This is a genomic window from Polyangium fumosum, assembly GCF_005144585.1.
Lineage (GTDB): Bacteria > Myxococcota_A > Polyangia > Polyangiales > Polyangiaceae > Polyangium > Polyangium fumosum.
The window spans coordinates 196,756-214,286 of the sequence record NZ_SSMQ01000010.1 but is presented as its reverse complement, the minus strand read 5'-3'; the positions used below and the strand labels follow the sequence as shown (position 1 = coordinate 214,286).

Here is a 17,531-nt window from a genome sequence, read left to right as displayed (position 1 = left end):
CGAGCGGCCGGCGATCCGGCTCAAGGCATACCGACGAACGCTTCGGGGTCGAGCTCGTAGCATTGGCAGAGCCGCTGCATCGAATGGAGGAGGCCTCGGATCTCCCCTTCGGCGTAGACCTGGGTTCGCACGAAATACGCGTCGAAGTAGCTCGTCTCCAGGAAGTACGGGAGCGGATCGCCGCTCGACGCGAGCCCGAGGTACTGGAGCTCCAGGGCGTGCCGCGCGAGCTGCGCGAGGGGCCCGAGGTCCTCGTTCAGGTGGTGGCGCACGTTCGTCCGGATGTACGATTGGAGCTCCTCGCTCCGCAGGTAGCTCCGGAAAAACACGTTCGACGCGTAATCGGCGATCCGCGTGAGCGTGCCCCGGGCGAGCGCGGGCCCGGGGGAGGCGGGATCGGCGCGGAGCTCTTCGAGCTCATGTGTCACGTCCTCGGCGAGGCGCGCGGGCATGTGGGCGACGAGTGTCTCCCAGTCTGCTTCGACGCACCCGAGGGCCGCCTCGTATTCGCGTTTTCGCGCCTCGGGCACGCGGACGCGCCCCGCCTCGTGCACGAGGTGGCCCCATTCGTGGACGACCCGCGCGGCGAGGAGCTGCCGGTGGTAAGGCGGCGCCTCCTCGCGCAGCGGATCAAAGCCGGGCTGGCGTAACTCGTAGACGATGCGGCGCAGATCCGCCCGGATGTACACGCCGCCTTCGAGATCCACCTCCGTGCTCGTCCGTCGCAGGACGTCGGGATCCCGCAGGGAAGCGAGCACGGCGCGGCTCTTTTCGCTGACGACGCGGAGGTCCTCCCGCAGGCTCTCGGCGACCCGCGTCGAGACGAGGGGCGCGAGCGCCGCGCGGGCGTCGTCGAGCTGGTCCGCGTCTTCCGGCCGATACACGACCTTGCCCGAAGGATCGACGAGCACGACGTCCGGCCGCTCCTCCGCGAGGAAACGACACACGATGTCGACGGGCGTGGGGCCTTCGGCGCTCTCCGCGGCTTGCGCGGCGAGGAACGACGCCTGCATCTCGCGCGCGGCCGCGTCGAACGCGCCGAAGAGGGCGAGCAGGTCGGGGCGTACTTCCTTGGGGATCAAAAGATCCGCGCCGTCGACGTGACCGAGCCCCTCGCTGCGTCCGGGCGGCGGCTCCCGGAGCGGCAGGTGGTAGAGGGTCCGGATCCAGGGCAATGCGCGGGCGAGCGCCACGAAGGCCGGGGCATCGGGCCGCGTGGCGCGGGAGGCGGCGCGGGAGAAATCGTGCAGCTCGTCCTCGGTGCGATCGAGGAAATAACTCAGGTTGAAGCAGACCGCCGCGCGCAGCGCCTTCAGGAAGGCGAGGCGCTCGACGTGGAAGAGCTGATAACAGACGTACTCCTCGTGCGAGCGCGTGGGATCGAGGTCCGAGGCGTAGAGAAACCACGTCGTGCCGAGGAAGGGCTCGGCGTAGGGGCGCACGCGCGCCGGATCGGTGGCGAGCAGGAGGTTTGCCTTGCGCGGCGGCAGCCACGAGCCGGGCGCGCGCGCGTGGAGCGAGGCCGCGCGCGCGCGATAGAGCCGATATCCCCGGTTGAAGAGGGCGATGTGCTCCTCGGAAACACCGAGGCGGCCTTGGAGCAGCGCTCGCTCCTCCCCCGCGAGGCCCGCGATCCCCTCCTCGTCGAGGTGCTCGGCCGGGATCAACAAGGCGCCCGGGTGGGCCATGTAAAATCGTTCGCCGCTCACGGACGCCCCTTTCTCACCGCTTCTTCGCCAGCACCGCCGCGAGCCCCGTGCATTTTTTCCCGCGCTCGATCCCGAACGACGCGGCGAAGTCGCAGAGCTTCTGGCCGAGCTCCATGTCCTCGGGTTTGCCGGTCACGATCGCCTTCGCCGCCGCCGGCTCGGCGCGCCGCGTGAGCTCGTCCCGGTACGGCTTCGTCGCATGATCCTTGCCGCGCAGCGCGTCGCGCAGGTCGTCGGAGACGCGCGTCGCCTCGGCCCACACCTTCGACGACGCCGCCGCCGCCGTCGCGTACGCCCCGAAGAACCGATCCTTCGACGGGCTGTCCTGGCAAGGCATGTCCTTCGGCGTCGCGAGCAGATCGTCGACGCCGAGCTCGCGCTTCTGCGCGCGTTCGAGGCGCGGAGCCGCCTGCTTGGCGATCGCGAGGTCGTCCGGCGAGAGCTTGCCCGCGTCGAAGTTCTTCGCGAGCGTCTCGCAAGCCGCCACGTACTTGGCGCGCGCCCGCCCGGACACACAAGCTTCGAGGCGCGACTTCTCGGCCGTCACCTGCTCCGGCGTCGCGAGCGCAATGTCGCCGGGCGCGAGCCGCTCGGTCGCGCAAGGGTCCTCGGCGCGGAGCGCGACGTCGACGCGGGCCCGCGCGTCGTCGATGAGCTTTTTCTTGTAGACCGATCGCCCGCCGACCGAGAACACGCCCAGCACGACGACCACGAGCGCCACGCGCACGAGGATCTTCCGGCGCGCATATCGCGCGTGCAGCGGGCTCGATTCGAGCCGATCGCCGCACTGCGAGACGAGCGTCTCCCACCCCGAGACCTCCGTCGCGAGCCCTTCGAGCGGGCTGCAGATGCGCGTATCGGCCGCGAACCGCTTCGCGACCTTGAAGAGCGCCGAGGCGCCCGTGTGCTTTCGCGTGTCCGGGGCCGAGCCCCGCACAGGGCCGGAGAGCGGGCTGCCCGTCGCGGCCGCGTGCTGCTGCACGACGCGCAGCGCGGCGATCTGCGCGGCCTCCAGCCGATCGAGCGCGGGCAAGAGCGCGTCCCACGGCAGCAGCGCTTCCACGTCGACCGTCCGGAACTTGAAGACCGCCGCGGCCTTCTGGATGCCCTGCCGCAGGCCGGCGAGCAGCTCGTCCTTCGAGAGCGCGGCGATTCCGTCGCCGATCGCCCCCTCGCCGAAGCGCGCGTTCGCGGCCTGGATCGGCGCGAGCGCGGCCTTGACGAGGGCATCTCCGAAGTCCTTGCGTTCCGGCATCGTGCGAATCCTACCCCTCGAACATGTAGATTTCCTAGTATGATGCCGAAGGGCCGCGGCGCTGGGCGCGGCGCAGGGAGGAGCAGCGATGGCTTTGGATGCGCTCGTGGTGGGGGCGGGCCCGGTGGGGCTCGTGATGGCTTCGGAGCTCGTGCGGCACGGCCTCTCGTGCCGGATCATCGACCAGGGCGAAGGCCCTTCGATCTGGTCGAAAGCGCAGATCCTCCACGCGCGCACCCTCGAATGTTTCCACGACATGGGCGTGATCGACCCCATCCTCGCGCGCGGCCGGCAGGTCGCGGGGGCGCGCATCCTTTCGCCCACGCTCGAGCGTATCGCGCGGGTCGAGATTGGCGGAATCGACTCGCCTTACCCCTTTTTGCTGAGCCTCTCGCAGCGCGAGACCGAGATCGTCCTCGCCGAGCACCTCGAACGCGCGCACGGCGTGAAGGTCGAGCGCAAGGTCAAGCTTCAAAGTTTTTCGCAGGACGAGGGCGGCGTGACGGTCGCGCTCGCCGCCGAGGACGGCTGGGTCGAGGAGCTGCGCGTGCCCTATCTGCTCGGCTGCGACGGCTCGCACAGCACGGTCCGCAAGGCGCTCGAGCTGCCGTTCGAGGGCTCGACGTACGACGTGCGCCTCCTGCAAGCCGACGTCCGCGTCGATCTTCCGGTCGCCGTGCACGACGACGAGATCGCGATCTTCCTCGGCCCGAACGGCATGCTCGGGTTTTTCCCGCTGCCGGGCGAGGGGCGGTATCGCATGCTCACGTTCGTCGATTCCGACGACAAGCGCCCCGTCGCGCTGGAGACGTTCCAGGCGCTCTTGAAGGAGCGCGGCCCGGCCGGCGCGTCCCTCGGGGATCCGGCGTGGATGATCGATTTCCACATTCATTGCCGTCTCGCCCCGCATTACCGCGTCGGTCGTGTGTTTTTGGCCGGCGACGCGGCGCATATTCACAGCCCGGCGGGCGGGCAGGGGATGAACATGGGGATCCAGGATGCGTACAACCTCGCCTGGAAGCTCGCGCTCGTCGCGCGCGGCGTGGGCAAGGACGCGCTCCTCGACTCGTACGAGGCCGAGCGGCGGCCCGTGGCCGAGGAGACGTTGCGCTTCACGGACGTGAGCACGCGCGGGCTGCAGACGGCGCTTACCATGAAGAGCCCGCTCACGATCGGGATTCGCAACCACCTCATGAGCTTCGTCACGAGCCTCGGCTTCGTGAAGGAGCGCGCGGGGCGGACGGTGTCGCAGATCGAGGTCGCTTATCCAAAGAGCCCGGCCGTGGCGCAGGATCAATCGTCCTTGTGGAGCATCCGCCTCACCGGCGCGGACGAACGCCCGGGCTTGTCGGACTGGATCCATTTTGGTGACGGCCCCGCGCCCGGGGCGCGCGTGCCGGACATGCCGGTCGGCAGCGATACGTTGCACAACCTGATCTGCGGCGCGCACCACACGCTGCTTTGCTTCGACGGCGCGGCCGCGACGAACGAGGGCTACGAGCGGCTGGGTCGTATCGTGGACGCGGCGCGTGCGCGGCTCGGCGAGCGCGTGCGGGCGTATGTGATCGTCCCCGGATCCGAGGTCCCCGCGGCCTTGCCCGCGGACGTGCCCGTCTTGCTCGATCCGGACGGCGAATTGCATCGGCGGTTCGGCGCGCGGTCCGAGTGCATTTACATGGTGCGACCCGATGGATACGTCGGGTATCGCAGCCAGCCGGCGGACGAGGACAAGCTCGCGGTGTGGCTCGATCGTCTCTTCGTTTGATCGTCAGTACCGGACGCCGTTGTAGAAGATGAACTCGCCGCGGGGTACGCCTTCGGCCAACGTCTCGCGGACGTTGGGCTCATAATCTGCGTCCGTCCAGGTGGGGAAGCAGCGCCCGTCTTTCGCGAAGAAGCCCCTCCCGCAGCCGTTGGCGGATTTGGGCAGCGCGTCGGGGCTGACCCAGTGCGTCGAGCCGTTCGTCGGATCGTTTTTCGTCGGATCCTTGTCGCGTAGCCTGCGGCAGGCGGCCTCGATCGACTCCGTCATGTTCTTCGCGAAGAGCCCCGCGTTGCTGTCGTTCACGCCCTGGGCGCGCGTGCCGATCGACTTGTAATGCGAGATCTCGGAGGCTGAAACCGGCGCGCGCGGATTGCCCTTCGTGCGGTTCATGTACGCGTAGGCGACGGCCGTCTTCGCGTTCATGCTATGCGAGCCCGCCTCGTTGTACACGACGTTCGCGAGGTTCATGAGCCCGTCGCCGTAGCAGGCGCACTCGTTGATCTTGTCGTTCAGATCCTTCTTGCGTTGCTTGAGCTCTTCGCCGCGCGCCTTGATGGTCGCGATGTTGTTGTCGTGTGGCCAGTTCTTCTTGGCGTAATGGGCGACCTTCGCGTCGTAGTTCTTCTGGTTGTTCTCGATGGCCGTGTCGAGCTTCTGGTTGACCGCGTCGATGTCGGCCTTCATCTGCGGGCTCATCGTCTTGTTCGGATCACAGGGGCACGGCTTGACCGCGCTGCCCTCGTCCGGCGACGAGACCTGCTTCGAGTTCGCATCACCGCCCGACGTGACGTTCTCCGGTGTGCCTCCGCCCAGGAATCCCATCGCGATCACTCCTTGCGCATGAAGCGGAGGACCCGCTCACAATAAAGGCCTGCCTCGCTCACGATCGCCTGCATGTCGCCCGCGCGGAGCTTCGTGCCCGCCCAGGCGAAGAGCGGATCGTTCGCGAATCCGTGCCCGAGCAGGCTCGCGAGGAGCGCGTAAACGACGGCCGGGCCGCCGCTCGTCCCGTGGGCCTCTGCGAGGCGCGCCCACTGGTCTGCCGCCCTGGCCTCGCCCTCGGGCCCGAGGACGAGGAACCGCTCGGGGAAAAGCGCGCGTGTCTCCTGCAAGATCACCGCGCGGAGCGCCTCGGGCGCGACGTCCAGGGAGAGCGCGCGCGTGGCCCTCGGCTCGAACCTTCGCATCGCGGCGAGGATGCGCTCCTGGTCGAGGCCGGGCACGGCGCGGAGGTACTCCATCATCGCCTCGTGCAAGCGCTCGGCCTTCATGGCCTGCGTCGGGTGCGTCTCCGCGAGCACGGCCCCGGCCCAGGGGAGGAGCGGGTCGTCGTCGAAGGCGCAGCCGAAAAGGATCATCATCTCCACGAAGAGCCGCACCGGCCCCAGGCGGGTGAGGCCGTGACGCGCCGCGCGCTCCGCGCCGAGCCGCGCCACCGCGGCGATCGCGCGCTCCGGCACGATGGCGAAGCAGCCGGGCGATCGCGCGCCGAGCCTGCGGATCACGTCCCGCTGGAGCTCCGCGATGCCGACGTCGCGCTCCAGAACCTCGAATTGGTCTTGTCGGATCCAGAAAGCCATCGTTTGCGCGCGTGTCGACGTTACAGCGATGTCGGTGCGTTGCCAAGGCAGCTCGGGTAGACTCGGCGCTCAGGACCGATGAACGACGCTCCCGACGCGACCTCGCCCCCGGCCCCTGGCGCGCTGGCTCTCGAAGACGCGCGCTTGTTTCTGGAGCAACACGTCATGCCTGCGCCGCTCGAAAGGGCGCCCGGGCCGAAGCCGATCGTCGACGTCGGAGAGGTGCCCTTCGAGGGCCGGACGGATCCGCCGGGGATGGAGGTCTTCGTCGCGGGCGAGAGGCGCGGCGTCTCGCCTTTGTGGATCAGGATTCCCGCGGGGCACCCTCACGATCACGCCCATCGAGCGGATTCGTTGATTCGGTCTCGCGGCGAGGTGCATCCCCGGCCGCGCGACGCTACAGAGAGACGCGAGCACCGGCCATGGTCACGCGGGGCGACCAGGCGCCGGGATCACGGCACGTGGAGCGGGGGCCATGGAGCTTTGGTTTTGGCTTTCGTTTGTGTTCGTAGCGTATACCTACGTCGGATACCCGGTCGGGATATGGATCCTCTCCCGACTTCGGCGCGAGGAGCCCGTCGATCCGGCCGTCGTGGCCGAATGGCCCGCCGTGACCGTGGTGATCACGGTCCATAACGAGGCGGCGCGGGTCGCGGACAAGATCGAGAACCTGCGCGCGCTCGATTATCCGCCCGATCGTCTGCGTTTTCTTTTCGTCTCGGATGGTTCGACGGACGCGACGGACGCCGTCCTCCTGCGCGCGCCCGACGTGACGCTCCTCCGGTATTCGGAGCGGCGGGGCAAGGCGTACGCGCTGAATGTAGCGATGGCCCACGTGGAGACGCCGGTCGTCGTGTTCGCGGACGTTCGCCAGCAGATCGAGCGGCGCGCCGTGCGCCACCTCGTGGCACGCTTGCTGCAAACTGGTATCGGGGCGGTGAGCGGGGAGCTTTTGCACGTCGATCCAAGGACGCGGACCGCGGCGCACATCGGGCTTTACTGGCGATACGAGAAATGGATCCGCAAAGCGGAGAGCCGCTTCGCCTCGACGGTCGGCGTCACGGGTGCGCTGTATGCCATGCGGCGCGAGGACTACACGCCGCTCCAGACGGGCACGCTGCTCGACGATTTCGAGCAACCGATGCACCTCGCGCGCCGCGGTCGCCGCGTCGTGTTCGAGCCGCGGGCGGTGATGTACGACGAGCTGCAGGAAACCATGGCCGGGGAGCGAAGGCGAAAGATCCGGACGCTCACGGGCAATTTCCAGTCGTTCGCGCGGCACCGGTGGCTGTTCTTGCCGTGGCGGAACCCGCTGTGGGTCCAGTTCGTCTCGCACAAATGGTTCCGTCTGCTCGTGCCCTACGCGCTCGGCGTGATGTACGTGTCGTCCTTGCTGGCGAGCGGCCATTTCTATCGGACGGCGGCGACGCTGCAGGGCGCGTTTTATACGCTGTCGTTCGTGGGCGCGGCCCTCCCGAAGCTGCGGCGGATCCGGCTCGTGAGCTTCGCGGAGGTGTTCGTCGAACTGAACCGGGCCTCGGTGCTTGCCCTGCGCAACTACCTCGACGGCCGCGTCGAGGCGCGATGGGAGAAGACATGAGCCGACTCGTCGTCCTGATGTATCACGCGCTCTACGAAGGCGAGCGGGAGTTTTTCGCGATCGACGCAGCGGATCGGACCTATGCCGTCTCCGTGTCCGCCTTCGAGGCGCAGCTCGACATCCTGGCCCGGCGGGGCCTGCCGGTGGCCGATCCCGCGGTGCTGCCGAGGAAGCTCGATAAGGAAGAGCGTATCGTGTTGACGTTCGACGACGGGCACGCGAGCACCTATCGGCACGTTTTGCCGCGCCTCCTCCGGCGCGACCTCCGCGCGGCGGTGTTCGTGACGTCCGATTTCATCGGCCATCGCCCCGGTTTTTGCGGATGGCGCGAGGTGCGCGAGATGGCCGAGCGAGGCATGTTGATCGGCTCCCACGGGCGGACGCATCGATTCCTCGACGATCTGCCCGAAGAGGCGGCGCGCGCGGAGCTGCGTGATTCCAAGGCGACGATCGAGGATCACGTGGGGGGCGTGGTGGAGCAGGTCTCGTTTCCCGGCGGCCGATTCCGGCCATGCGACGTGGAGGCGGGGATCTTGGAAGGCTACCGCGTGTTCCATACCTCGCGCGCCGGGGCGCACCGGGCGGGGCGTTTGCCCGAGGGCGTGGTGCTTTGCCGGATCGCGGTTCGTCAAGGCACGTCAGCGGGCGAATTCGAGGCGCTCGCGAGCGCGTCGCCGGGGTGGCTCCTCCGGGCCCGCGCGCTCGGCGGGGCGAAGGCGGCGGTGCGGAGGGCCCTGGGGAATGGGAGGTATCACGCGCTCTACGAGCGGCTCGCGGGCGGCGCGGGGTGAGATGCGGGGCGGAGGGGGATTGCGTTCAGCCGCGATTCTGCCAGCGCAGCGGAATTCCAAATCGCGCGGCCAGTGCCTCGATGCGCGCCCGCGCCTCGTCCTCGGGGACATGCATTCGGGACGCGGTTTGTTGCAGCCATGCCTCGTCGAGCGGGGCGCGCGGATCGAGGAAGGGATCCGTGCCGTCGCATTCCTGGGTGAGGAACCGGCGCTCCTGGCGATCGACGCGGCTCGCCAGCGCCCGGAGCGCCTGCCGCCGGATCGAGGCGTCCGGGTCGTCGAGGCGCTGCATCAGCAAAGGTTCGGTCGCCTCGCCCCCGATGCGCGTCAACACTTCGATGGCGGCGCTGCGGACGTGTGTATCCGGGTTTCGGAGAGGAACCACGAGGGCGCGGAGGACGGCGTCCGCGCCCAGGCCGGCGAGCGGCCTTATCGTCCCGTCGCGCGAGATTTCATTAGGGCGCTCGAGGTTTTCGAGGAGCGGGGGAATGGCCTCCTCGGCTTTCAGCCTGGCGAGCGCCATGGTGGCCGCGCGCCGCACCCCCACGTGCACGTCGCGCAAGAGCGCGACGAGCGGCGGAATGGACTCCTGGCTCCGGAGATAGGACAGATCGGTCGCGGCCTCGATACGCGTGTCGGGGTCCGGGGACCCGAGCTGCTCCAGGGCGCGCTGGATCGCCGCTCCGCCCGGCAGCGGCGCCCGGCGTTGATAGGAAACACCGCAGCCGCCGCAGAAGCCCTCGACGACCGATTCGATGCCAGCCTCGTCCTCGCGGTAGACTTTGTGTTTCTTCCGGATCTGCAAGGCGAGGCCACAACTCGCGCAGAGGTCCTCCTCGTACGCCCGTTCCCAGGAGAGGCCCGTATTTCGCAGGACCGCGGCGATGAACGCGTCCGGCGGCCGGTAGCCATGGTCGGTGACGTAGTGATGAATCATCACCGGCGCGGCAAACCTCGACCCGTCGTCCCCGACCACGCGGATCTCCCCGCTCCCGATGATCGGCTTTTTATGACCGAACGAGCAGGTATGGCTCCGGCGCGAGAGCACGATTCTGGCGCGCGTCACGAGGACCGCGAGCCGCACGAGGAATGCGGCGGGCACGGGTCCTTCCGGGAACGCGTGCCCGAGACCGAGCCAGCCGATGTTGAGGACTGGCGCCGCCCGCCCACCCGCGTCGCCCTCCGCGTCCCCCTCGGGATCTACGTACGGGCTCAGATCCTCGAACCAGGCCATGCAAGCTCCAACGCGGTCTCCTTCCAGCGGTCTCCGGTGAGCCGGAGGCTACACAACCTGCCCCATTCGCTCAAGGATGAAGCAGGTCTTGCGCGGGGTTCTCCCTGGCACACGTCTGCCCCATCCCGCAGGATTGCGTAATAGGAGGTATTGCGCGTCAGCGCGCGGCCGACGTTCGAGCCGGGCTCGCAGATTCGGGGAAAAGCGCGCGCCGGAGCGCGGCGATGTACCCCGCGCGGAAGTCGCGCGACACCGGCGCGTCGCGGAAGGTCAGGTCGAAGCCGTGGAAGGCGCCGGGGACGATGACCTCCTCGCACGGCACGCCGCACGCGGAAAGGCGCCGCGCATAGGCGATGTCCTCGTCGTGGAAGAGGTCACACGTGCCCACGCCCATCCACGCCGGCGGCAGGCCCGACAGGTCTTCGCGTCGCGCGGCGGCCGCATGCGCCGGGACGACCGGCCTGCCCGGCGCGTGGCCGAGGTACGACGTCCAGCCGACCACGTTGCTTTCCTGGGTCCAGAGGCGGTGGTGTTCGCCGTCGATGTCCGTGCGGGTCGTGGTCCGGTCGTCCAGCATCGGATAGATCAAGAGCTGGAAGACGGGCTTCACCTCTTTGCGGTCGTGCGCGAGCTGGGCGAGCGCGGCCGTCAACCCGCCTCCGGCGCTCGCGCCGCCGATCGCGATGCGGTCGGGCGCGACGCCGAGCTCGGCGGCCTCTGCAAAAAGCCAGCGGAGCGCGGCATAACAGTCCTCGAGCGGGGCCGGGAACGGGTGCTCGGGCGCGAGCCGATAGTCGACGGACACGATGACGATGCCGAGATCGCGCGCGTTCGACGCGCAGAGGTGATCGTCTTGCTCCGGCGCGCCGAGGATGTACCCGCCGCCGTGGATCCACAAGAGCGCCGGCGCGGGGCGCGCGAGCGTCGCGGGGCGGTAGATCCGCACACGCACCTGCGGGGCGCCGGCAGGGCCGGGCACCTGCACGTCGTGCACCACGACGTCGCGCGGGGCACGCGGCGACGGCGCGACGCGCATGAGGAAACGCATCACGGAGAGCAGCCGCGGGGAGAGGTTCACGCGCGGGAGGAAGCGCGCGGCGCGCGCGAGGTCGGGGTGGAATGCTTGGGACATCGGATCGCCTCCTGCGCGGTGAGCGCGCGGTGGGTCGCGCGCTCTTCGTCGCGTCGACGCCTGCGATCTCCGATTACCAGGTCACCGGGAACTCGTGCAAGCCGTACACCAAGGCGTCGCTCTTGAACGGCAGCTTTTCCTCGGGCACGGCGAGCCGCAGCTCGGGGATCCGCCGGAACAGCGTGTCGAGGACGATTTGCAGCTCGATCCGGGCCAGGTTCTGGCCGAGGCATTGGTGCGCGCCGAAGCCGAAGGCGACGTGATTCCGGGCGCCACGCTCGAGGTCGAGCTCGTCAGCGTCCCGGAAGACCTCCGGATCGCGGTTGCCGATATTGGCCAGCACGACGACACCTTCCCCGGCGCGGATGAGCACACCCCCGAGCTCCACGTCCTCGGTGGCGACCCGCCCGACGCCGAGCTCCGCAATGGTGAAATAACGCAGGAGCTCCTCGACCGCCGCCAGGGTCTTTTCGGGGTTCTGGCGAAGGGCCGCGAGCTTCTCGGGGTTCTTCAGCAGGGCCAGCGTGCTCAGCGAGATCATGTTCGCGGTGGTCTCGTGCCCGGCGATCAAGAGGATGAAGGATAGGTTGAGCATCGACTCGTGATCGTACGTGCCCTCCTCGCGCAACTTGAGGACCTGGCGGCCCAGCAAGTCGTCGGTCGGATTCTGCTCCTTGTCGGTCACGAGTTTGTCCAGATAGGACAGGAGCTCGAAGAAGGCGAGCCCCTTCGCTTCGAGCGGCGCTTCCCGACTCACGAGCAATGCGGAGCGCGCCTGGAAGAACCCGTGATCGGCGTAAGGAACGCCGAGCAGCTCGCAGATCACGAGGGAGGGCACCGGCAGGGAGAGCGCCTGCACGAGGTCGACCGGGCGAGGCCCGGCCAGCATCGCGTCGATGTGCTCGTCCACGATTTGCTGGATGCGCGCGGTGAGCGCGGCGGCCCGCTTGACCGTGAATTCACCGACGACGGCCCGGCGCGCGGCCGCGTGTTCTTGCCCGTCCATCTCGATCAGCAGCGGCTTGCCATTCAGGGCGGGCATCACGAGGGGGGACAAATGGGGGAAGCCGGGGTTTTTCCGGCTGGCGCTGAACCGGGGGTCGGACAGGAGCGTCCGAATGTCCTCATGCCGCGTGATCGCCCAGGCCGTCGCGCCCGTGGGCAGCTTGACCTTGGCGATGGGGGCCTCCTGGCGAAAGCTGCGGTGCTGCGCAGGCGGCGCGTAAGGGCAGGTCCTGACAATGTCGAGCGACGGAATGGCATCGGCGGTCATGGTTCCTCCTCGGTTCGGGGTCCCAAGCTAACCGATCGGTAAGTTCGACGCAAGCCGATCGGTTAGTTGGGAGCTGACCGATCGGAAAGCATGCCGCGCGGCGAGGAGCGGGGTACTGTCTCGGTCCCCGCGAGGAGGGCCATGACTGCCGGCACCGCTGCCCACGACACCCGATCACGACTGCTCGACGCTGCGCTGAAGCTGTTCAGCAAACACGGGCTGGAGGGCACGTCGATGCAGATGATCGCCGACGCGCTCGGCGTCACGAAGGCCGCCCTCTACTACCACTTCAAGTCCAAGGACGAGATCATCGAGGCCGTGGCCTTGCCCGCTCTGCAGGAGATGGAGCAGATCCTCGACGCGGCGCGCACGAAGCGGAGCCGGGGCGCGCAGATCGATCACGCGCTCTCGGGGTTCGTCGACCTCATCGTCCGGGAGCGCACGTTGATCCGCCTGTTCAACAGCGACCCCGGGCTCCGGCGCCTCGTCAACCAGACGTTGCAGGCGCCGAGGGACGAGAACCTCAACACGAAGATGAAGACGGTCTTCGCCGGGGCCGACCCGAGCCTCGCCGACGCAATCGCGGTGCACGTCATGTCCGCGGGGCTCGCGATGGCCGGCGGCGCTCCCGAGTTCGCAGCCATCGACGACGACACCCTGCGCCAGCACCTGCTCGACCTGGGCAGGCGCCTGCTCGGCCGTCCCCGCCGATAGATTCAAAACCAGCGTGACGCCCGCCCGGCGCCCGTGACGTTTTAAATATTGTTCATGTGCGCTCTCCTCGTCGGTCCCTAGCATCTCCGGCACGCCCCGGAACCGCCCCCGGGGTCGTCCTTGCCGGAGACGATCGCCATGTGGAACCCCGCCCGAGAATGCACGCACGATACCTTTCCCGCGACGCGCCCCGCGAGGGCCTTCGCCGCCGCCCTGGCCGCGGTTTTAATCGCGGTCCCCGTCGTCGCCCGCGCGCAGACCCAGGGCGAGGATGTCGTGACCGAGCCTGCCTCCCTGCCCGCCGCGCCCGCGCTGCTCGTCGCGACGACGCCGCCCGCGGCGGTCATCGTCCCGCCTGCGGAGCCCGCGCGTCCCGCGGAGAGCGGCACGTGCGGCAAGGCGGGGCTCGAGCGCGTCGCGGACGCTGCGCGGCGCGGGACGGTCCGGATCACCACGCATACAAGCTGGGGCGCAGGCTTCTTGCTCGACGACACGCACGTCGTCACCCATTTCCACGTCGTGGATCGGCCGTTTCGGCTGCGCGTCCATACCCGCGACGGCCTCTCGGTGGGCGCGAAGGTCGTATTCACCGACGCATTCGAACGTATCGCCATCCTCGAGCTCGAAGCGCCCATCCCTGGAAAGGCGCTCGAGCTTGCGACGTCGGCGCCCGTGATTGGCAGCGAGGTCGTCGCGATCGGCGTTCCTCTCGACTTCGGCACGCGTGAAGATCGCTTCCCGGCCCACCACCGGGGTGTCGTCGCCGATCGCGACGACGAGCTTCTGTCGATCGACGCGCAGGTCGGGCTGAATTACACCGGCGGCCCGCTCCTCGACTGTCAGGGTCACGTGGCCGGCCTCCTCATCCCTCCTCCCTCGGGACGCGCGGAGTGGGAGTCTCCGATGGGTCACGCGGTGCCGGCCGGAAAAATACGAGAAGCGCGCGCGAGCGTGGGAAAGAAGCCGCCCCCTGTCACGACGAACATCGTCTTCGGGTTCGCGACCGCGTTCGCGGCTCAATTCGAGCGGGGCAAGGGATTCGTCGGCGCGAATTTGGGCATGCCGATGCTCTTCGCCGACCAGTGGGAATTTTTGCCGCGCGTCGGCGTCTTCGCGCTGGTCCCTACCACGGACGACCCCCGCCTGCCCATCGCGCGGACGGACGTGGCGCGCATCGCGGCGGATATGCGCATCGGATACCGCATTCCCCTGGTTTCTTCGCCCGCGTCGGTCTCGCTCGTCCCTTCGATCGGCGCCGGCTGGAACTGGGAGTACACGGAGGAGAAAACCTACAATCTGGTCCTCGACAATCCGACGTGCATGAGCCAGACGGACCCTTGCTCCTTCCGAATGGGCAAGAACACGAAGGAGTCCTGGGCACATGCGGGCGCCTTGTCCGTGGGCCTGGGCGTGCATGTGCATGTCATGACGTTCGGATACGAGCTGCGCGTGTTGCCCTCGCCGGACGTGAAGTTCATCCATCAGGTCTCGCTGGGGCTCTCGAGCTTTTGAACGATCGGGCCCGCGTGGCCACTTAACGATTTTTAACGCAGGCTTCCGCGGGGTGGTAACGTCTCCGCCCGTGACGATCCTGCTGCCCGGTACGTCGGCGCGCGGCGCCTTCGTCGGGCGCGCGCGGGAGCTCCGCGCGCTCGGGGAGCGCATCGACGCGGGCGCTCGGCTCGTGACGATCACCGGCGCTGCCGGCATCGGCAAGACACGCCTCGCGCTGGAGTGGGCCGCGTCGGCGCTGGCCACGTCCGCGCGCGACGGGACGCGCCTCTTGTTCTGCGACCTCAGCGAGGCCAAGGGGATCGACGACGCGTGCGCGGTCCTCGCCCGCGCGCTCGACGTGCCCCTGGCCGCGGCGGGCACCGCCGACGAGGTGGTGGCGCAGCTCGGCCGCGCCCTCGCGGGGCCGCCGCGGAGCGTGGTCCTCCTCGACAACCTGGAGCAGCTCGTCGACGTCGCCCCGCGGATGCTGGGCCCCTGGCTCTCGTTTGCCCCGCGCGCGCAGTTCGTCGTGACCTCGCGCGAGCGGCTCCGGCTCGACGGCGAGGTGTCCCTCGGGCTCGAACCGCTCGGCGTGCCGCCCGCGGAGGAGCGATCGCTGCGCGCGATCGCCTCGTCGGACGCCGTCGAGCTTTTCGTGGCGCGGGCGCGGGCCGTGCGCTTCGACTTCGAGCTGACCGAGGCCGAGGCCGAGAGCGTCGCCGCGATCGTCCGGCGCGTCGACGGGATCCCGCTGGCGATCGAGCTCTGCGCGGCGCGGATGGGCGTCCTCGCGCCGGGGCAGATCCTCGACCGGCTCGCGCGCCGCTTCGAGCTGCTCGTGACGGGCGCCCGCGGCGCGCCCGCGCGCAAGGCGACGTTGCGCGGCGCGATCGACTCGTCGTGGGAGCTCCTCGCGCCGTGGGAGAAGGACGCGCTCGCGCAAGGCTCGGTGTTCGTCGGCGGCTTCTCCCTCGACGCGGCGGAGGCAGTGCTCGATCTCGGCGCCGGACGCGAAGACGGTGCGCCGCCGATCCTCGACGTGCTCCAATCGTTGCACGACAAATCGTTGATCCGGGCGTTCGACCTGCATCCGCCGGGCGCCGCGGGCGAGCGCCGCTACGGCATGCTGGAGAGCCTCCACGCGTACGCCGAGGAGCGGCTCGACGAGCTCGGCGGCAAGGACGCCGCCGTCCGGCGCCACGCGGCGTATTTCCTTGGCATGGCGGGCCCGCGGGAGGCCGCCTTGCCGCGGGTGATCGACGTTCGCCGCGCCTCGCTGGAGGCGAGCAACTTGATCGCCGTGTGCACGCGCGCGCTCGCCCGGCGGCCGCTCACGTCCGAGGACGCGGAGGCCGCCCTCCGCGGGCTCCTGCTGCTCGAACCCGTGCTCCTCCTGTGCGCCAAGGGCCGCCTGGAGCCGTACGTGGCGATGCTCGACGCCGCGCTCGACGCCGCGCCTGCCCCGCCGGGCCTGCGCACGCGGGCCCTTTACACACGCGCGCTCGCAGATCTGCTCCGGGGACGGGTGATCGACAGCTTCCTCGGCTTTCAGCGGGCGCTCGACGAAGCGTGTGTGGCGGGCTCGCGCGTCGACGAAGGCCTCGCCCTCACCAAGCTCGGGGTGATGTTCGATCAGGCAGAGCGCCCGGACGACGCGCGGTCCTGCTTCGATCGCGCGCGCGCGATCGCCCTCGATCTCGGCGAAGCGTCGCTGCACGCCGACTGGATGCTCACCTACGGCGGCGCGCTCAACTGGCGGGGACGCGCCACGGAGGCCCTGGGGTACGTGGAGCAGGCCGCCGCCGGTTTCCAGGCCGCCGGGGATCCGCGGGGACACTCCCTGGCCCTCGCGCAGGTCGCCCTCGCGCGCCTGAGCCTCGGCCGGCTCGACGAGGCCGAGCTCGCCGCCGGCCAGGTGCTCGCCCTGCTCCAGGAAGACCGGCGCACCGAGGGGTACGTGCTCGGCATCCTCGGGCGCGTGCAGCAGGCGCGGGGCCGGTTTGGCGAGGCGCGCGAAAAGCTCGGGGCGGCGCTCGCGATCCACCGCGCCGTCGGCGATCGATGGTCGGAGGGCGTGCTCCACGGCTACCTGGGCGACGTCGCGTTCGAGGAGGGCCTGCTCGACGACGCGCGCTCCGCGTACGGGGAAGCCCTCGCGCGGCTCCAGGGCACCGGAGAGCGGCATTATTCGGTCGTCTTCCTGGCCGCGCTCGGCGCCGTCGAGACCGGGCTCGGCCACGAGGACGCCGCGGCGGGGCACTTCGAAGCCGCCGCGGCCAGGCTCGTCGGCGGACGCGTGCTCACGACGAGGATCGCGGTGGAGCTGCACGCGGCCCACGCGAATGCCAGGCGCGCGCGTATTGCCGCGGCGGCAGGGGAGGGGACGGCCGCGGAGCGATATCGCCTCGCCGCTGCCGCGCCCATGGCCATGGCGCAGGCGCCGGCGCCCGACGGCACCCTCGCGCCGGCGCGCGGCTCGGCGGACGTTCGCCTCGCCATGCGCCTGCTCGATCGCGCGATCGCCCTGCCCGTGGCGTCGGCGGGAGAGCCCGCGGCTCCGCTCCTGCCGGTGATCGCGCGGCTCATCGTGGGCCCGGAGGCCCGCTGGTTTCGCCTTCAGGAGGGCCGCCCGGTGCCTTTTTTGAAAGCGAAGGCGGCGCGCCTCGTACTTTCGCTCCTCGTGCGCGCGCGTATCGACGCGCCGGGGCGCGCCCTCTCGATGGCGGAGCTCTTCGAGGCCGGCTGGCCCGGGGAGCGCATCCCGCCCAAAGCGGCGGCGAACCGCGTCTACGTCACGCTCACCAAGCTCCGAAAGCTCGGCCTCGGGGCCCTGCTCCAGAGCCGCGATGACGGCTTTTTGCTCGACCCCACGGCGGTCGTCCTCGAATCCCTCGACGCCGAGCAGCCGCTTAATTCTTTTTAATTCGATACCCGAGCCCGGGTCGCGCCGCTCCGGGCGGCTCGAAATGGTGTAAGACGCCCGG

The 17,531-nt window shown here is 69.5% G+C and carries 13 protein-coding genes; 6 read left to right on the top strand and 7 right to left on the bottom strand.

Annotated elements, in window-relative coordinates; translation table 11 throughout:
* Window positions 1-20 precede the first annotated feature (20 nt).
* Together E8A74_RS12610 and E8A74_RS12605 are read right to left on the bottom strand one after the other, a co-directional pair.
* Window positions 21-1,709, bottom strand: coding sequence for a hypothetical protein (locus E8A74_RS12610; protein ID WP_136929227.1), 1,689 nt, complete (start codon window positions 1,707-1,709; stop codon window positions 21-23).
* Window positions 1,710-1,722: 13 nt separating this feature from the next.
* Window positions 1,723-2,964, bottom strand: a complete 1,242-nt coding sequence (locus E8A74_RS12605) for a hypothetical protein (RefSeq protein ID WP_136929226.1) — start codon at window positions 2,962-2,964, stop codon at window positions 1,723-1,725.
* An 88-nt stretch (window positions 2,965-3,052) separates the two neighbouring features.
* On the opposite strand from E8A74_RS12605, the gene E8A74_RS12600 reads away from it, so the two are divergent.
* Window positions 3,053-4,729, top strand: a complete 1,677-nt coding sequence (locus E8A74_RS12600) for an FAD-dependent monooxygenase (protein ID WP_136929225.1) — start codon at window positions 3,053-3,055, stop codon at window positions 4,727-4,729.
* A 3-nt stretch (window positions 4,730-4,732) separates the two neighbouring features.
* Here the strand turns inward: E8A74_RS12600 and E8A74_RS12595 are convergent, their stop codons facing one another.
* Complete coding sequence (locus E8A74_RS12595) at window positions 4,733-5,551, bottom strand: hypothetical protein (protein WP_136929224.1); 819 nt, start codon at window positions 5,549-5,551, stop codon at window positions 4,733-4,735.
* Window positions 5,552-5,556: 5 nt separating this feature from the next.
* The gene (locus tag E8A74_RS12590) at window positions 5,557-6,309 is read right to left on the bottom strand and encodes a hypothetical protein (RefSeq protein ID WP_136929223.1); all 753 of its coding nucleotides are present in this window, start codon (window positions 6,307-6,309) and stop codon (window positions 5,557-5,559) included.
* Between the two features lie 475 nt (window positions 6,310-6,784).
* On the opposite strand from E8A74_RS12590, the gene E8A74_RS12585 reads away from it, so the two are divergent.
* Both E8A74_RS12585 and E8A74_RS12580 read left to right on the top strand, forming a co-directional pair.
* Window positions 6,785-7,909, top strand: coding sequence for a glycosyltransferase family 2 protein (locus tag E8A74_RS12585; RefSeq protein ID WP_136929222.1), 1,125 nt, complete (start codon window positions 6,785-6,787; stop codon window positions 7,907-7,909).
* Window positions 7,906-8,700: a polysaccharide deacetylase family protein gene (locus E8A74_RS12580; protein ID WP_170229078.1), complete on the top strand. Its 795-nt coding sequence runs from the start codon at window positions 7,906-7,908 to the stop codon at window positions 8,698-8,700. The genes E8A74_RS12585 and E8A74_RS12580 overlap by 4 nt, the downstream gene beginning before the upstream one ends.
* A 25-nt stretch (window positions 8,701-8,725) precedes the next feature.
* Here E8A74_RS12580 and E8A74_RS12575 read toward each other — a convergent pair whose 3' ends face one another.
* The 3 genes from E8A74_RS12575 to E8A74_RS12565 form a co-directional block, all read right to left on the bottom strand.
* Complete coding sequence (locus E8A74_RS12575) at window positions 8,726-9,934, bottom strand: HEAT repeat domain-containing protein (protein ID WP_136929220.1); 1,209 nt, start codon at window positions 9,932-9,934, stop codon at window positions 8,726-8,728.
* 157 nt (window positions 9,935-10,091) lie between these two features.
* Window positions 10,092-11,066 (bottom strand): alpha/beta hydrolase, encoded by a 975-nt coding sequence (locus E8A74_RS12570; protein WP_136929219.1) that lies wholly within the window; start codon window positions 11,064-11,066, stop codon window positions 10,092-10,094.
* A gap of 73 nt (window positions 11,067-11,139) precedes the next feature.
* The gene (locus E8A74_RS12565; protein ID WP_136929218.1) at window positions 11,140-12,339 is read right to left on the bottom strand and encodes a cytochrome P450; all 1,200 of its coding nucleotides are present in this window, start codon (window positions 12,337-12,339) and stop codon (window positions 11,140-11,142) included.
* Between the two features lie 141 nt (window positions 12,340-12,480).
* Here E8A74_RS12565 and E8A74_RS12560 point away from each other — a divergent pair, with 141 nt between their 5' ends.
* The 3 genes from E8A74_RS12560 to E8A74_RS12550 all read left to right on the top strand — a co-directional run bounded on the left by E8A74_RS12560 (window position 12,481) and on the right by E8A74_RS12550 (window position 17,470).
* Window positions 12,481-13,053, top strand: coding sequence for a TetR/AcrR family transcriptional regulator (locus tag E8A74_RS12560; RefSeq protein WP_136929217.1), 573 nt, complete (start codon window positions 12,481-12,483; stop codon window positions 13,051-13,053).
* 138 nt (window positions 13,054-13,191) lie between these two features.
* On the top strand, window positions 13,192-14,565 hold the full coding sequence (locus E8A74_RS12555) for a S1 family peptidase (protein ID WP_136929216.1): 1,374 nt from the start codon (window positions 13,192-13,194) through the stop codon (window positions 14,563-14,565).
* Window positions 14,566-14,635: 70 nt separating this feature from the next.
* The gene (locus E8A74_RS12550; protein WP_136929215.1) at window positions 14,636-17,470 is read left to right on the top strand and encodes an ATP-binding protein; all 2,835 of its coding nucleotides are present in this window, start codon (window positions 14,636-14,638) and stop codon (window positions 17,468-17,470) included.
* Window positions 17,471-17,531 lie beyond the last annotated feature (61 nt).

Excerpts from the sequence above, each read along its gene's own strand:
- E8A74_RS12590 (WP_136929223.1), bottom strand. The coding sequence starts at position 6,309 with ATGGCTTTCTGGATCCGACAAGACCAATTCGAGGTTCTGGAGCGCGAC.
- E8A74_RS12565 (WP_136929218.1), bottom strand. The coding sequence starts at position 12,339 with ATGACCGCCGATGCCATTCCGTCGCTCGACATTGTCAGGACCTGCCCT.
- E8A74_RS12575 (WP_136929220.1), bottom strand. The coding sequence starts at position 9,934 with ATGGCCTGGTTCGAGGATCTGAGCCCGTACGTAGATCCCGAGGGGGAC.
- E8A74_RS12560 (WP_136929217.1), top strand. The coding sequence starts at position 12,481 with ATGACTGCCGGCACCGCTGCCCACGACACCCGATCACGACTGCTCGAC.
- E8A74_RS12570 (WP_136929219.1), bottom strand. The coding sequence starts at position 11,066 with ATGTCCCAAGCATTCCACCCCGACCTCGCGCGCGCCGCGCGCTTCCTC.
- E8A74_RS12555 (WP_136929216.1), top strand. The coding sequence starts at position 13,192 with ATGTGGAACCCCGCCCGAGAATGCACGCACGATACCTTTCCCGCGACG.
- E8A74_RS12595 (WP_136929224.1), bottom strand. The coding sequence starts at position 5,551 with ATGGGATTCCTGGGCGGAGGCACACCGGAGAACGTCACGTCGGGCGGT.
- E8A74_RS12605 (WP_136929226.1), bottom strand. The coding sequence starts at position 2,964 with ATGCCGGAACGCAAGGACTTCGGAGATGCCCTCGTCAAGGCCGCGCTC.
- E8A74_RS12600 (WP_136929225.1), top strand. The coding sequence starts at position 3,053 with ATGGCTTTGGATGCGCTCGTGGTGGGGGCGGGCCCGGTGGGGCTCGTG.
- E8A74_RS12580 (WP_170229078.1), top strand. The coding sequence starts at position 7,906 with ATGAGCCGACTCGTCGTCCTGATGTATCACGCGCTCTACGAAGGCGAG.
- E8A74_RS12585 (WP_136929222.1), top strand. The coding sequence starts at position 6,785 with ATGGAGCTTTGGTTTTGGCTTTCGTTTGTGTTCGTAGCGTATACCTAC.